We start from the raw sequence: 15,543 nt of genomic DNA, 5'->3' as shown, positions 1-15,543 counted from the left end.
CCCGAACACGCCGGCGCGGCCGGCATCCACAAGGACCCTGCGATGAGCTACACCCCCGACAACGCCCAGCTGCTGAACGCCATGCAGAACGTCATGGTGATCTCCACCACCGACCTGCAGGGCAACATCACCTACGCCAATGACCTGTTCTGCACGCTCACCGGCTTCGCCCGCGAAGAGCTGATCGGCCAGCCGCACAGCATCGTGCGCCACCCGGACGTGCCCAAGGCCGTATACAAGGACATGTGGGACACCATCAAGGCCGGCAAGACCTGGACCGGCATCGTGCCCAACCTCGGCAAGGGCGGCGTGCTCTACGTGGTCGACACCACCGTGCAGCCGCTGTTCGACGCAGACGGCAACATCACCTCCTACATCAGCATCCGCCGCGTGGTGAACGACCTGATGCAGAACTACGACCTGGTCGAGTTCAGCAAGGAAAAGTTCGACGACTTCTACGAGGCCGCGTGAACGCTCTCCCGACCAGTACGCCCTTCAGCCGTCTGCTGGTGGGTTTCGCGTCCGAGTCGGGCAACGCCCGCGCCCTGGCCCAGCGCCTGGGCGCGGAACTGCAGCCGCATGGGCCGCAGGTGCTCCCGTTCAACGACATCGACGTAGCCAGTCTCGGCCAAGGCGATGTGCTGCTGGCGATCTCCAGTTCCTTCGGTGACGGTGAGCCGCCAGCCAATGGCGAGCAGTTCTTCGAAACGCTGCGCCAGGTCCCGACGCTGAGCGGCCTGCGCTATGCAGTGTTCGGGCTCGGTGATACCGGCTACCCGAGCTTCTGCGGCTTCACCAAGGCGCTGGATGCCGCGCTGAGCGAGCGCCAGGCGCAGCCGCTGCTGCATCGGGTGGACGCCGACCTGGGCTACGAGCAGTTCTTCCAGCAATGGCAGCCGGTGCTCGGCCAGGTGTTGGATGGCGACCTCAGCGCTGGCCAGCACCTGCACCTGCAGGTCACCGCCTATGGCGAAGACAATGCGTTTGCCGCCCGCATCCTCGAACGCCGCCGCTTGAACAGCAGCGACCCGGCCGCCTGGCACCTGCAACTGGACATTGCCGGCAGTGGCATGGCCTACCGCGCGGGGGACACCCTGCACGTGGTACCCGAGAACGACCCTGCCTTGCTGCAGGCATTGGCTACCTGGTACGGCGACACCGCCGCCGTGGCCGCCCTGCACGACCGCGAGCTGCGCCTGCTGAGCAAGGGCGTGCTGCGCGAACTGGCCAGGCTCGGCGGCAGCGAGGTACTGAAGGGCCTGTTGAAGGTCAGCCAGAAGCGCGAGCTGGAAGCCTACCTGCACGGCCTGGACCTGCTGGACGTGCTGCAGGACCACGCCACGCCGGACAGCGTGCCGCTGGCCCGGCTGCGCGAACTGCTGTCACCGCGGCTGCCGCGTGCCTATTCGATCGCCTCGCACCCGTGCGACGACCAGCTGAGCCTGTGCGTGCGCGAAGTGCGCTACACCCTGCGCGGCCGCGAGCGCTTCGGCACCGCCACCGGCAGCCTGCTGCATGGCGGCGACCACGCCCGTGTGTACTGCCGCTCCAACCCTGGCTTCCACCTGCCCGATACCGGCCAGGCGCCGCTGCTGCTGGTCGGCACCGGCACCGGCATCGCACCGCTGATGGGCCTGATGCAGGAGCTGCAGGCCAACGGCTGCGAACGCGAGGTGCACCTGGTGTTTGGCGAGAAGCACCGCCAGCACGATTACCTGTATCGAGACCAGCTGCAGGACTGGCACGCGCGTGGCGTGCTGGCCGGCCTGCATACCGCGTTCTCGCGCGATGGCGCTGAAAAGATCTATGTGCAGCACGTGCTGCAGCAGCGCGCCAGCGAAGTGCGCGACGTCCTGGCCCGCGGTGGGCATCTTTACCTGTGCGGCAACAAGCGCCATCTGGAAGGCGCGGTGCGCGAGGCCATCGATGCCATTGGTGGCGAGGGGCGCTGGGACGCGCTGCGCGGTGAAGGCCGCACGCACTGTGAGCTGTATTGATCGGTACCACTGGACTGCACGAATCCTGGACCGGTAGAGCCGGCCGCTGGCCGGCTGCTCAGGATACCGAGGTTGCCGGCCAGCGGCCGGCACTACCAGAATATGTAGCCAACCATCGCCCGTGCATCACGGTAGAGCCGGCCGCTGGCCGGCTGCCCAGTATCCCTTGGTTGCCGGCCAGCGGCCGGCACTACCATCAGATGTGACCCACCGTCGCCGGTGCGTCCATCACGGGTCAATTGCCGACAATGCGGCCGTCCACCACGCGCGCCACCTGCTGGCCGAACATGGCCACGTCCTGTGGATCGTGGCTGATCAACAGCAGCGGAATGCCGGTCTTGTCCAGCACGGTCTCCAGCTCCTGGCGCAGATGCTGGCGCAGGTCATGGTCCAGTGCGGAGAACGGCTCATCCAGCAGCAGCGCTTGCGGCTGCGTCACCAGGGCGCGCGCCAATGCAGTGCGCTGGCGCTGGCCACCGGAGACCTGCGACGGCAGCAGATCGCCCACCGTGTCGATGCGGAATGCGTGCAGCCACTGCTCCACCGCATCGAAACGCTGGCCGACCCGCGGATTCAGCCATCCCTTCTGCAGCCCGAACGCCACGTTCTGGCGCACGCTCAGGTGCGGGAACAACGCGTAATCCTGGAACACGTAGCCCAGCCGGCGGCGCTGCGGCGGCAGATCCACAGCGGTGGCCGCGTCGAACAGGGTCTGCCCCTGCAGGCGCACATGGCCCTGGCCCGGCCGCAGCAGCCCGGCCACCGCCTTCAGGGTCAGGCTCTTGCCGGCGCCTGAAGGCCCGAACAGCACCACCTGCCGCTGCGTGCACTGCAGCGATACGTCCAACACGAAATCCTGGCCGGCCGCCTGCAGGCGGCGCTGCACCTGCAGGTCAAGCCACATCGCGCAGCTCCCGGCGACGCCCGCCCACCAGCCGCGCTGCCAGCAACAGGATCACGATGCACACCACCGAAGTCAGGATCACCAGCGCATTGGCCTTGCCATCCTGGCCGGCCTGCACCGCCTCGTAGATGGCGATCGACAGCGTCTGCGTGCGTCCCGGAATGCTGCCGGCCACCATCAATGTCGCGCCAAACTCACCCATCGCGCGTGCGAAGGCCAGCAGCAGGCCGGCAAGAATGCCGCGCCACGCCAGCGGCAGCGTGACGCGGAAGAACACCGCTGCTTCGGACACTCCAAGCGTGCGCGCGGCCTGCTCCAGCTGCCCGTCCACTTCTTCGAACGCCGCGCGTGCCGGCTTGAACACCAGCGGCAGCGAAGCCACCGCCGCGGCGATCACCGCGGCCTGCCAGGTGAACACCAGGTTGATGCCGAACCACGACTGCAGCCACGCGCCGATCGGGCCGTTGCGGCCGATCAGCACCAGCAGGTAATAGCCCAGTACCGTCGGTGGCAGCACCATCGGCAGGGTCAGCAGCGAATCCAGCAGCTCGCGGCCGGGAAAGCGCCTCCGCGCCAGCAGCGCGCCCAGTGCCACGCCCAGCACCAGATTGATCGCGGTGGCCCAGCCGGCCACCTTCAGCGACAACCCCAGTGCGCTCCAGTCCAGATCCATGCGTCAGGGCTTGCCGAACCCGTGCTTGGCCAGGATCGCCTGGCCCTGCGCCGAACGCACGAAGGCGGTGAAGCGCCTGGCTTCGGCCGACTGCGCGCTGGCCCTGGTCACCGCCAGCGGATAGGCAATGCGCCCCGCCACCGGAACCGCGAAGGCGCGGCGCACCCGGTCGGGCATCGCCTGTGCATCGGTGGCATAGACGAAGCCGGCATCCACTTCACCGCGCGCCACGTAATCCAGCGACTGGCGCACGTTCTGCGTCGTGATGATCCTGCCCTGCACCGACGGCCACAGGCCCGCCGCTTCCAGCGCGCCCTTGGCATAGCGGCCGACCGGCACGCTGTCCGGGTTGCCCAGCGCAACGCGCTGCACACCGGCACCAGCCAGGTCCTTCAAGGTGCGCGGCGCGGCCCTGGCCTGCGGCGGTACCACCACCCACAGCGCGTTCACCGCGAACACCTCGCGGGTACCGGCCGCCAGCAGGTCCTGCTGCTGGGCCTGGTCCATCGTGGTTTCATCGGCCGACGCGAACACATCCACCGGTGCGCCACGGCTGATCTGCTGCAGCAGCACGCCGGATGCGGCGAAGTTGAAATCGACCTTGGTTCCCGGGTGCGCCCTCTCATACGCCGCGCCCAGCTCGCGGAAGCTCTCGGTCAGGCTCGAAGCCGCCGACACCGTCAGGTCGGCCGCCCAGGCCGGCACCGTAGCCAGCAGTCCCAGCAACAACAGTCCAGCTCGCTTCATCGTCGGCTCCCGGCCAGGTTCAGTTCGGATCGGATTCGTCGGCCACCGCCAGCGCTGCCAGGCGCTCGGGCTGCAGCAACAGGATCTCGCGCTGCTTCACCGCAATGATCCCATCATCGCTCAGGCGGCGCAGCACGCGGCTGGCGGTTTCCGGCGCCATCCGCAGGTAATTGGCGATCTCGGTACGCGCCATCGTCAGGTTGAAGCGCGTGGCGGAGAAACCGCGCCGCGCGTAGCGCTCGGACATGTCCAGCAGGAACGCGGCCATGCGTTCTTCGGTACGGTGGTTGGCGGCCAGGGTCGCGACCTTGCCGATCTCCGCACTGAGCAGGCTGAACAGCTTGGCCTGCAGCCCCGGCATGCGGGTCGCCAACAGGCTGAGCTTGGGGAACGAGATGCGGCACAGGTGCACGGTGTCCAGCGCCACCGCATTGCAGGGGAAGCGCGAACCGTGGATCGCGTTGAGGCCGATCACTTCGCCCGGCAGGCTGAAGCCCAGCACCTGCTCGTTGCCCTGGCTGTCATCGACGAAGGTCTTGACCATGCCCGCGCGCACCGCAGCAATCGAATCGAACGATTCGCCGGCGCGGAAGATGTAGTCACCTGCATGGAACGGACCGACATGGTCGACCAGCACGTGCAGGTCGCCCAGTGCGGTCTTGTCGTAACCCTGCGACATGCATGCGTCGGAGAACGCGCAGGTGCTGCAGAAGTGCAGTGCGTCGCCATCATCGGCGGCGGCGGGGTTGGGTGTGGCCCGGCCGAGACGGCCCTGCGAAGGCGGAATTGAAGACATCGGGGCAAGACTCAAGCGATGGCGGCCGCCGGCCGGAAGCATGCGGCCATCATACGCCACAGCAGGCGCCCTTCTTCGGCCAGGCGCAGCACGCGCGCATCCCACTGCGCCCAGCCGCGTGCCAGCAGCGGCGACAACGCGGGCAGCTGTTCGGCGAAACATTCCTCGAACGGTTCATCGTTGCGCCACTCGAAGGCAGCCGCATCGAGGGCGTGGTCACAGGCGATGCTCTGCGCCACTTCGGCCACCAACCGCTCGTCCTCGGACAGGATCAGCCCGGCGGAGACTCCCATGTGACCCGCCAGCAGCCGCGCACGCCATTCGCCCAGTTCGTCCTCCAGCCGGTAGAACACCTCGCCGATCTGGCTGCAGGCAGACAGGCCAAGCCCGATGAAATCACTGCGGTCGCGGCGTGGCACGCTGGCAAGATCGCAATGGCGCTGGCCATCGCCCGGACCGTGCGGGTTCGGCAGATCGCCGCGCTGATAGTGATCGCCACCAATCGGTTCGTAACCCGCAGCGCGCAGCAGGCGCCAGGCCTGCAGCCAATGGACGGCCGAGGGGTATTCTGGCAGCGCACACGGCGCCGGCAGCAGGATGCGCTCCGGTGCCTCGGCCAGCACCTCGTGCAGCCGTTCAATGAAGCCAGCGTCCTCGCTGCCGGGTACCCGCAACTGGTAGTAGCGCGCGGTGAAGCCCACCTGTCGCGCCTGTGCCAGCAGGGTCGGCCCCGGTGCATCGGCGCGATCGATCACGTTCAAACGGGTGCAGCCCACCGCACGCAGCTGCGCCGGCGCCAGCGCGCTGCCTGCGTCCAGCCGCACCTCCACCTGGGGCCGCGCCACGGTGCGCAGGTGCTGCGGCACCGCATCCAGCAGCTGGCCGAGCTGCGGCGGCGGCAACGTCTCGGCCAGCCCCAGCTGCAGTACCATCGCCACCACTTCACGGTCCTCGGCCAGCACGTCGGCCTGCAGCCGCAGCGCCAGCAGCAAGGTGTCCAGATAGGCCTGCGGCGGCACACCGCGCCCGCCACGACCGACCTGGAAGCCGAGCGTCAAGCCGCGTGGGATCAGGTGCTCATTGCTGGCGCGCATGGCAGCGCGCCAGCCGCTTTCGCCAAAACCAGTACTGAACTGGTCAGCCGGCGGAAACAGCACGTGCCGCGGTTGCCGCAGCAATGCAGCCTGCAGCGCAGTGTCCTCGCTCTCGTCAACGTGGAAGCTCATGGCAGACATCTTCGGGCGTTCCTCTTCGCGTGGCCCTGATTGAAATCAAGCGTGGCGCATCTGGCGGTTGCTGCCGGCCAGCGTCCGGCACTACCCCTTCACCCACCATTTGGTAGTGCCGGCCGCTGGCCGGCAGCACCCTCCACCCATCGCGCACCGTTCTGGTAGTGCCGGCCGCTGGCCGGCAAACACCTTCACCCACCGCGCACCCGCTCGGCGGCGGCCGCATCGATGGCTTCGGGCAGGTCGGTTTCGCGGTCGATCTGCGGGAAGTGGCGGCGTTCCATACGGCGGATCGCGAAGTGCATCCAGGCCAGTGCAGCGGCCACCAGCACGAACAGCAGCATGAAGCAGCTGCTCCAGATGCCCACCGCATCGTTCAATGCACCGAACACGATCGGCAGGATGAAGCCACCCAGGCCACCGATCATGCCAACCACGCCGCCCACGGCACCCACGTGCTTGGGGTAGTACACCGGGATGTGCTTGTAGACCGCGGCCTTGCCCAGCGACATGAAGAAGCCCAGCACGAACACCAGCACGGTGAACATCACCACGCCGATGGCCAGATGGAAGTGGATCGGGCCATGGATGCCCTTCACCACATACTCGGTATCCGGGTAGGCCAGCAGGAAGGTGCAGATGGCCGACACGCCGAAGGTCCAGTACATCACCCGGCGCGCCCCCATCCGGTCCGACATCCAGCCACCGACCACGCGGAACAGGCTGGCCGGGATCGAATAGCACGCCGCCAGCATGCCGGCGTGGCCCACGTCCATGCCATAGGCGCCCACCAGGTAGTGCGGCAGCCACAGCGCCAGCGCCACGAAGCCACCGAACACGAAGAAGTAGTACAGCGAGAACCGCCACACCTGCAGGTTCTTCAGTGGCGCCATCTGCTCGGCGAACGGCACCGGCTTCACGCCTTCGCGACGGCGCTGCTCCAGCGACGGATCTTCCTTGCTGAAGAGGAAGAACAGCACCGCCGTGACGGCCAGCGCGACGGCCCAGACCTTGGCGACCATGGTCCAGCCGGCCGCCACCATCACCAGCGGCGCCAGCAGCTTGGTCACCGCCGAGCCGATGTTGCCAGCACCGAAGATGCCCAGTGCGGTGCCCTGCTTGCTGGCCGGGAACCACTTCGAGACGTAGGCCACGCCCACCGAGAAGTTGCCGCCGGCGATACCCACGCACAGCGCGGCAATCAGGAACTGGGTGTAGGTCTGGGCATAGGTCAGCATCCAGGTGGCCACTGCGCCACACAGCATCACCAGCACCATCACCTTGCGGCCACCGAACTGGTCGGACCATATGCCGAGGAAGACCCGGCTGACCGAACCGGTCAGCACCGGCGTGGCGATCAACAGGCCGAACTGGGTGTCATTCAAGCCGAGCTGTTGACTGATCTGGATGCCGATGATCGAAAAGATCATCCACACCGCAAAGCACACGGTGAAGGCGAACGTGCTCAGCCACAGCGCACGTTGCTGCTGCCCGGCACTGGCGGGGGCAAGGGCCTGGTTCATGAATTCTCCTCGTTCAAGGGGGTTCAGCCGATATCCGCTTCGGCTTCGATCTCATCCAGCCCGCGCACCGGGTAGCGTTCCTGCAGCTGCAGCAGGTAGGCCTGCACTTCACGCTGGCGTACCTGCAGCTCCAGGTAGTCACGCAGCTGCGGCAGCACCGCCTCGAACGGCTGCGGCTGGCCTTCCTCGCGTGCATCGACGCAGACCACGTGGTAGCCCCAGCGCGATTCCACCGGGAAACCGGCCAGGCCCTCGCGCAGGCGGAACACCTGGCGGTCGAACTCCGGCGTGGTCTGCCCACGCTGCAGCCAGCCCAGGTCGCCGCCCTCGCTGCTGGATGGGCAACGCGAATGGCGCAGGGCGAAATCGGCGAACAGGTGCGGCGACTCTTTCAGCAGCCCGACCAGCCGCTCGCCCTCGGTACGTGCGGCGAAGCGCCCAGCCACGTCGTCGGCCGGCGCGGCCAGCAGGATATGGCGCAGACGCACGCGGTCGGGGGAGCGGAAGCGCTCCGGGTTCTGCTCGAAGTACCGGCGGCAGTCTTCATCACTCGGTACGCGGTCTTTGATCGCATCTTCCAGCAGCTGTTGGATCAGCACTTCCTCGTCGCTTACTCGGTTGCCCTCCGGCGCCTGCAGCCCAAGCCGCTGCGCTTCCAGGCGCAGCAGCTCGCGCACCACCAGTGCACGTGCCGCTTCGGCACGAGACTGCTCCGGGCGCATCGCCCGGTGGTGCTGCATCTCGCGGGCGATGTCGGCCTCGCTGATCGCGGTCTCGTCCACGAACAGCCGGCACGGTGCCGGCTGCCCGAGCGAGCGCGGCCCCTGCGCTGCCGCGTCATGGTGGTGCGAATGCGCCTCGGCGGGAACCGGCGCAGCGGAGTCGATCACGGTGATCGGCAGGAATTTCGGCAGGCTGCCCATGACTTACTCCCGCGGACCGTAGCGCAGCGTGGCCTGGCGGCGGCGCACCACCTGGTACGGCCTCCACAGGTAGCTGATCGGAATGCTCCACACGTGCACCAGGCGCGTGAACGGCGCGATCAGGAACAGGGTCAGGCCCAGGAAGATATGCATCTTGTAGACCCAGCTGACGCCCTCGATGTAGTCGGCGGCACCGGCACGGAAGGTCACGATGTGCTGTGCCCACTCGGCCAGCTGCACCATCACCCCGCCGTCCAGGTGGCCGGACGAGATGCGGATGCTGTACAGGCCCAGGCACAGCTGGGCGAACAGCAACACCAGCACCAGGGTGTCACCGAAGCTGCCGGTGGCCCGCACGCGCGCGTTGAACAGGCGGCGCACCAGCAGGATGCTGATGCCGATGAAGCACAGTGCGCCGAACACACCACCGACCACCATCGCCAGCATCTGCTTCTGCGAGGAGGTGATGAAGTGCTCGTACACCGCGTGCGGGGTCAGCAGGCCGACCAGGTGGCCACCGAGGATGGCCAGGATGCCGATGTGGAAGCAGTTGCTGCCGATCCGCATGCCCTTGTCCGACAGCATCTGGCTGGAGCCGGTGCGCCAGGTATACATGGCCCTGTCATAGCGGGCCCAGCTGCCGATCAGCAGCACCGCCACGGCGATGTACGGGTAGTACTGGAAGGCGAATTGATGCAGGGAGTAACTCATGGCTGGACCTCTCGATGCGAAGGACGGGCCGGCGAACGCACGGGCGGCTTGCAGTCTTCGGCAGGAGCTTCGGCGCCGAAGCGCACCGCCTCCTCCTCCCACAAACGGTCCATGGCCTCGGCGGTATCGTCGCGGACTTCCTCGCTGGCACGCTGGCGCAGCGCCTGCAGATCGGCCTTGCCGTCACCGGCTTCGACCAGGATCTCGAACAGCACCCGGTGCGGCAGCTCCCGCTCGGCGGCACGCGCCGCCAGCATCCCGGCGATATGGCCGATGTGGTGCAGCCACTCGCGGGCCTCGCTGCCTGGGCGATGGGCCAGGAACTCCAGCAGCAGCGGCAGGTAATCCGGCAGCTCGCGTGCATCCAGTTCGAAGCCGTTGCGGCGGTAGGTTTCGACCAGATCGACCATGGCCTGGCCGCGGTCGCGCGACTCGCCATGGATGTGCTCGAACAGCAGCAGGCTCATCGAGCGGCCGCGGTCGAAACTGGCCAGCCACGCCGCCTGCGCATCCAGCGCATCGGTGGCCAGCAGCTGCTGCACGAAGCTGCGCAGCTGCTGGCGGCGGGTGGCGTTCAGCGCCGGGTCGTCACAGGCGGCGAGCAGTTCCTCGCCGTGCTCCCACAGTTCTTCGCGGGGGTAGTCCAGCAACACCCCGACCAGCTTGAGCACGCTCATCACACCACCTCCTTGCGGCGGTGGTTCGGGCCCTTGTCCACCACGAAGGTGGTGGTCTTGCGCTGGCCGAACAGGTCGGCCGGGCTGTCACCATTGCAGCCGTTGCCGAAGGTGAAGCCGCAGCCGCCGCGCTCGCCGAAGGCGTCGTTGGCATACTCGCGGTGGCCGGTCGGAATCACGAAACGGTCCTCGTAGTTGGCGATGGCCAGGTAGCGGTACATCTCCTCCACCTGGGCGATGCTCAGCCCGGTCTGTTCCAGCACCGAGGTGTCTTCCACGCCGTCCACGTTCCTGGCCCGGCGCCAGGCACGCATCGCCATCAGCCGCTCCAGCGCGCGTACCACCGGCGCCTCGTCACCGGCCGTCAGCAGGTTGGCCAGGTAGCGCATCGGAATGCGCAGCGACGCCACGTCCGGCAGTTCCCCGCTCATGCCCACGCGGCCACGCTCGGCGGCAGACTGGATCGGCGACAGCGGCGGCACGTACCAGACCATCGGCAGCGTGCGGTATTCCGGGTGCAGCGGCAGCGCCAGCTTCCAGTCGATCGCCAGCTTGTACACCGGCGACTGCTTGGCAGACTCCAGCCAGCTGTCCGGGATGCCCTCCTTGCGCGCGGCGGCGATCACCGCCGGATCGTTCGGGTCCAGGAAGATATCCAGGTGGGCCTGGTACAGGTCCTTCTCGGCGGCCACCGAAGCGGCCTCGGCGATGCGGTCGGCGTCGTACAGCATCACGCCCAGGTAGCGGATGCGGCCCACGCAGGTTTCCGAGCACACGGTCGGCTCACCCATCTCGATGCGCGGGTAGCAGAAGATGCACTTCTCCGACTTGCCGCTCTTCCAGTTGTAGTAGATCTTCTTGTACGGGCAGGCCGACACGCACATGCGCCAGCCGCGGCACTTGTCCTGGTCGATCAGCACGATGCCATCTTCCTCGCGCTTGTAGATCGCGCCCGAGGGGCACGCCGACACGCACGCCGGGTTCAGGCAGTGCTCGCACAGGCGCGGCAGGTACATCATGAAAGTCTTCTCGAAGGCGCCGTAGATCTCCTTCTGCACCTGGTCGAAGTTGTAGTCGCGCGATCGCTTGCTGAACTCCGAACCGAGGATCTCCTCCCAGTTCGGGCCCCACTCGATCTTCTGCATGCGCTCGCCACTGATCAGCGAACGCGGCCGCGCGGTGGGCTGGTGCTGGCTGTCCTTGGCGGTGTGCAGGTTCTGGTAGTCGAAATCGAACGGCTCGTAGTAGTCGTCGATCTGCGGCAGGTCCGGGTTGGCGAAGATCTTGGCCAGCATGCGCCAGCGGCCACCCGCGCGTGGCACCAGCTTGCCGCTGCCGGTGCGCACCCAGCCACCGTTCCACTTCTCCTGGTTTTCCCATTCCTTCGGGTAGCCGATGCCCGGCTTGGTTTCCACGTTGTTGAACCAGGCGTACTCGACGCCCTCGCGCGAAGTCCAGACGTTCTTGCAGGTGATCGAGCAGGTATGGCAGCCGATGCACTTGTCCAGGTTCAGCACCATCGCGATCTGTGCACGGACCTTCATCACACCACCTCCTTGCTGGCCGATGCCGAAGCACCAGCGGGCTGCTCATCGGTCGCTCCTGCGCGTCCTGCGCCCGCGACACTCGAACTTCCTTGTTCATCGTCCAACCAATCAATCTTGTCCATCTTGCGTACGATCACGAACTCGTCGCGGTTGGTACCGCAGGTGCCGTAGTAGTTGAAGCCATAGGCCAGCTGCGCGTAGCCGCCGATCATGTGGGTCGGCTTGAGCACGATGCGGGTCACCGAGTTGTGGATGCCGCCGCGGGTGCCGGAAATCTCCGAGCCCGGCACGTTGATGATGCGTTCCTGGGCGTGGTACATCATCGCCATGCCCGGCATCACGCGCTGGCTGACCACCGCGCGCGCAGCAATCGCACCGTTGACGTTGAACAGCTCGATCCAGTCGTTGTCGACGATGCCGGCGCTGCGCGCGTCGTCCTCGCTGATCCACACGATCGGGCCACCGCGCGACAGTGTCTGCATGATCAGGTTGTCGCTGTAGGTGCTGTGGATGCCCCACTTCTGGTGCGGGGTGATCCAGTTCAGCACGATCTCCTTGTTGCCGTTCGGGCGCTGGTTCAGCAGCGGCTCCACCGTGCGCGTGTTGACCGGCGGCCGGTAGCTCATGAAGGCCTCGCCAAAGTCGATCATCCACTCGTGGTCCTGGTAGAACTGCTGGCGACCGGTCACCGTGCGCCACGGAATCAGCTCGTGCACGTTGGTATAGCCGGCGTTGTAGCTGACGTTGTCGTCTTCCAGGCCCGACCAGATCGGCGAGGAAATGATCTTGCGCGGCTGTGCCTGGATGTCACGGAAGCGGATCGCCTCGTGCTCCTTGCCCACGGCCAGGTGGGTGTGCTCGCGGCCGGTGAAGGTGCCCAGCGATTCCCAGGCCTTCACCGCCACGTGGCCGTTGGTTTCCGGCGCCAGGTGCAGGATCACTTCGGCCGCGTCGATCGCGGTCGAGATGGCCGGGCGCCCCTGGCTTACGCCTTCTTCGTGCACGGTGTGGTTCAACTTGCCGAGGAACTCGACCTCGTGCTTCGTGTCCCAGCTCATGCCCTTGCCGCCATTGCCCTGCTTGTCCAGCAGTGGGCCGAGCGAGGTGAACTTGCGGTACAGGTTCGGGTAGTCACGCTCAACCACCGTCATCGACGGCATGGTCTGGCCCGGAATGGCCTCGCACTCGCCCTTCTTCCAGTCGGCTACGCCGAACGGCATGCCCAGCTCGTTGGGGGTGTCGTGCAGGGTCGGCACCAGCACCAGGTCCTTCTCCACACCCAGCACGCCCGGCGCCATCTCGCTCACGGTGCGGGCCACCTCCTTGAAGATGTCCCAGTCACTGCGCGATTCCCAGGCCGGGTCCACCGCCTTCGACAGCGGGTGGATGAACGGGTGCATGTCCGAGGTGTTGAGGTCGTCCTTCTCGTACCAGGTTGCCGTCGGCAGCACGATGTCCGAGTACAGCGCGGTGGTGCACATGCGGAAGTCGAGCGTGACCAGCAGGTCCAGCTTGCCTTCCGGCGCCTCGTCGCGCCACTTCACCTCCTGCGGCTTCACTGCGCCCATTTCGCCCAGGTCCTTGCCCTGCAGCCCGTGGCGCGTACCCAGCAGGTGCCGCAGCATGTACTCGTGGCCCTTGCCCGAGGAACCCAGCAGGTTCGAGCGCCAGATGAACATCATGCGCGGGTGGTTCTGGCTGGCGTCCGGGTCGGCGAAGGCGAAGTCCAGCGAGCCGTCCTTGAACTTGCCCAGCGCATAGTCCGCCGGGGCCACGCCGGCCGCTTCGGCCTCGCGTACCAGCTGCAGCGGGTTGCGGTCCAGCTGCGGGGTGCTCGGCAGCCAGCCCATGCGCACCGCGCGCAGGTTCAGGTCGGCCAGGCTGCCGCCGTACTTGCTCGCATCGGCCAGCGGCGACAGCAGCTCGTCCACCTGCAGCTTCTCGTAGCGCCACTGCCCGGTGTTGAAGTAGAAGAACGAAGTGCCGTTCATGTGGCGCGGCGGCTTGCTCCAGTCCAGGCCGAATGCGAGCGGCTGCCAGCCGGCCTGCGGGCGCAGCTTTTCCTGGCCCACGTAATGCGCCCAGCCGCCACCGGTCTGGCCCACGCAGCCGCACATGATCAGCATGTTGATCAGGCCGCGGTAGTTCATGTCGTTGTGGAACCAGTGGTTCATGCCCGCGCCGACGATGATCATCGATCGGCCGTGGGTCTTGTCGGCGGTACGCGCGAACTCGCGGGCGATCTCGATCACCTCGGCGCGCGACACGCCGGTGATGCGTTCCTGCCACGCCGGCGTGCCCGGCACCATGTCATCGAAGCTCGATGCCACGTTGCCGCCGCCAAAGCCACGGTCCACGCCGTACTGGGCCAGCAGCAGGTCGTAGACCGTGGCCACCAGCGTCTCGCCGCCATCGGCCGTGGCCAGTCGGCGCACCGGAATGTTGCGGTCCAGTACTTCTTCGGCCGGTGCAGCGGTCCAGCCATCGCTTTCAATGCCACCGAAGTACGGGAAGCTCACTGCCTCGATGCCGTCGTTGGCCTCGGACAAGCTCAGGCGCAGGCGCGTATCGGCGCCATTGCTGGCCTTCTCTTCGATGTTCCAACGACCCTTCTCGCCCCAGCGGAAACCGATCGAGCCGTTGGGCACCACGATCTGGCCGCTGTTCTCGTCGTAGGCCAGGGTCTTCCAGTCCGGGTTGTTGGCTTCACCCAGCCCGCCCAGCTCACTGGCACGCAGGAAGCGGCCCGCCACCAGGCGGCCATCGTCGCGACGCTCCAGACGCACCAGCATCGGCATGTCCGAGTACTGGCGGCAGTAGTCCTGGAAATACTGCGAGGGCCAATCAACATGGAACTCGCGCAGGATCACATGGCCGAAGGCAAAGGCCAGCGCCGCGTCGGTGCCCTGCTTGGGGTGCAGCCAGTGGTCGGTCAGCTTGGCCAGCTCGGAATAGTCCGGGCAGATCGCCACCGTCTTGGTGCCGTTGTAGCGCGCCTCGGTGAAGAAATGTGCATCGGGCGTACGCGTCTGCGGCACGTTCGAGCCCCAGGCGATGATGTAGCGACTGTTGTACCAGTCGGCCGATTCGGGCACGTCGGTCTGCTCGCCCCAGATCTGCGGCGAGGCCGGCGGCAGGTCGCAGTACCAGTCGTAGAAGGACAGGCAGGCGCCACCCAGCAGCGACAAATATCGCGCACCGGCGGCGTAGGACACCATCGACATCGCCGGAATCGGCGAGAACCCGACCACGCGGTCCGGGCCGTACTGCTTCACCGTATACAGGTTGGAGGCGGCGATGATCTCGTTGGCCTCTTCCCACTGCAGGCGCACGAAGCCACCCATGCCGCGGCGGGTCTTGTACGAACGCGCCTTCTCCTTGTCCTCCACGATGCTGGCCCAGGCATCGACCGGGGCCTTGCTCTTGCGTGCTTCGCGCCACAGGCGCAGCAGCGTGCCGCGGATCAGCGGGTACTTCAGCCGGTTGGCGCTGTACAGGTACCAGGAATAGCTGGCGCCACGCGGGCAGCCACGCGGTTCATGGTTGGGCAGGTCCGGGCGTGTGCGCGGGTAGTCGGTCTGCTGGGTTTCCCAGGTGACCAGGCCGTTCTTGACGTAGATCTTCCAGCTGCAGGAGCCGGTGCAGTTCACGCCGTGGGTGGATCGTACGATCTTGTCGTACTGCCAGCGGGCGCGGTAACTGTTTTCCCAGTCGCGGCCCTCGCTCTTGGCAAAACCATGGCCATCGGCAAAGGTCTGGGGGTCACGCTTGAAGAACTGCAAGCGATCGAGGAAATAACTCATCGGGGATCTCCCT

13 protein-coding genes are annotated in these 15,543 nt (G+C 66.7%); 2 read left to right on the top strand and 11 right to left on the bottom strand.

All coding sequences use genetic code 11. The features are described from left to right. Positions 1 to 42: 42 nt before the first annotated feature. The gene (locus AC5P5R_RS02725) at positions 43 to 471 is read left to right on the top strand and encodes a PAS domain-containing protein (RefSeq protein WP_005409905.1); all 429 of its coding nucleotides are present in this window, start codon (positions 43 to 45) and stop codon (positions 469 to 471) included. Then, complete coding sequence (locus AC5P5R_RS02720) at positions 468 to 1,997, top strand: diflavin oxidoreductase (protein ID WP_100438586.1); 1,530 nt, start codon at positions 468 to 470, stop codon at positions 1,995 to 1,997. Before AC5P5R_RS02725 ends, AC5P5R_RS02720 begins: the two co-directional genes overlap by 4 nt. 235 nt (positions 1,998 to 2,232) lie before the next feature. Here AC5P5R_RS02720 and AC5P5R_RS02715 read toward each other — a convergent pair whose 3' ends face one another. The 11 genes from AC5P5R_RS02715 to AC5P5R_RS02665 all read right to left on the bottom strand — a co-directional run bounded on the left by AC5P5R_RS02715 (position 2,233) and on the right by AC5P5R_RS02665 (position 15,530). After that, positions 2,233 to 2,901 carry a sulfate/molybdate ABC transporter ATP-binding protein gene (locus AC5P5R_RS02715; protein WP_049397976.1) on the bottom strand — a complete coding sequence of 223 codons (669 nt, stop codon included), beginning with the start codon at positions 2,899 to 2,901 and terminating at the stop codon, positions 2,233 to 2,235. After that, complete coding sequence (gene modB, locus AC5P5R_RS02710; protein WP_005409908.1) at positions 2,891 to 3,574, bottom strand: molybdate ABC transporter permease subunit; 684 nt, start codon at positions 3,572 to 3,574, stop codon at positions 2,891 to 2,893. Before modB ends, AC5P5R_RS02715 begins: the two co-directional genes overlap by 11 nt. Before the next feature lie 3 nt (positions 3,575 to 3,577). Continuing rightward, positions 3,578 to 4,321, bottom strand: a complete 744-nt coding sequence (gene modA / locus AC5P5R_RS02705) for a molybdate ABC transporter substrate-binding protein (protein WP_099498080.1) — start codon at positions 4,319 to 4,321, stop codon at positions 3,578 to 3,580. 19 nt (positions 4,322 to 4,340) lie between these two features. Next, positions 4,341 to 5,117, bottom strand: a complete 777-nt coding sequence (locus AC5P5R_RS02700) for a helix-turn-helix domain-containing protein (protein ID WP_010485317.1) — start codon at positions 5,115 to 5,117, stop codon at positions 4,341 to 4,343. Between the two features lie 11 nt (positions 5,118 to 5,128). Continuing rightward, complete coding sequence (locus AC5P5R_RS02695) at positions 5,129 to 6,343, bottom strand: oxygen-independent coproporphyrinogen III oxidase (protein ID WP_044570336.1); 1,215 nt, start codon at positions 6,341 to 6,343, stop codon at positions 5,129 to 5,131. 194 nt (positions 6,344 to 6,537) lie between these two features. After that, entirely contained in the window at positions 6,538 to 7,869 is a 1,332-nt protein-coding gene (locus tag AC5P5R_RS02690; protein ID WP_012480466.1) for an MFS transporter, read from the bottom strand. Positions 7,870 to 7,892: 23 nt separating this feature from the next. Then, the gene (locus tag AC5P5R_RS02685; RefSeq protein ID WP_012480467.1) at positions 7,893 to 8,792 is read right to left on the bottom strand and encodes a peptidylprolyl isomerase; all 900 of its coding nucleotides are present in this window, start codon (positions 8,790 to 8,792) and stop codon (positions 7,893 to 7,895) included. A gap of 3 nt (positions 8,793 to 8,795) precedes the next feature. Next, on the bottom strand, positions 8,796 to 9,503 hold the full coding sequence (gene narI, locus AC5P5R_RS02680) for a respiratory nitrate reductase subunit gamma (protein ID WP_012480468.1): 708 nt from the start codon (positions 9,501 to 9,503) through the stop codon (positions 8,796 to 8,798). Further along, positions 9,500 to 10,180, bottom strand: a complete 681-nt coding sequence (gene narJ / locus AC5P5R_RS02675; RefSeq protein ID WP_043396264.1) for a nitrate reductase molybdenum cofactor assembly chaperone — start codon at positions 10,178 to 10,180, stop codon at positions 9,500 to 9,502. Before narJ ends, narI begins: the two co-directional genes overlap by 4 nt. Further along, complete coding sequence (gene narH, locus AC5P5R_RS02670) at positions 10,180 to 11,724, bottom strand: nitrate reductase subunit beta (RefSeq protein ID WP_012480470.1); 1,545 nt, start codon at positions 11,722 to 11,724, stop codon at positions 10,180 to 10,182. The genes narJ and narH overlap by 1 nt, the downstream gene beginning before the upstream one ends. Continuing rightward, on the bottom strand, positions 11,724 to 15,530 hold the full coding sequence (locus AC5P5R_RS02665; RefSeq protein ID WP_164281590.1) for a nitrate reductase subunit alpha: 3,807 nt from the start codon (positions 15,528 to 15,530) through the stop codon (positions 11,724 to 11,726). The genes narH and AC5P5R_RS02665 overlap by 1 nt, the downstream gene beginning before the upstream one ends. Positions 15,531 to 15,543 lie beyond the last annotated feature (13 nt).

This window comes from Stenotrophomonas sp. YJH_SMC_19 (assembly GCF_059367915.1).
This window is presented reverse-complemented; position numbering and strand designations above follow the sequence as displayed.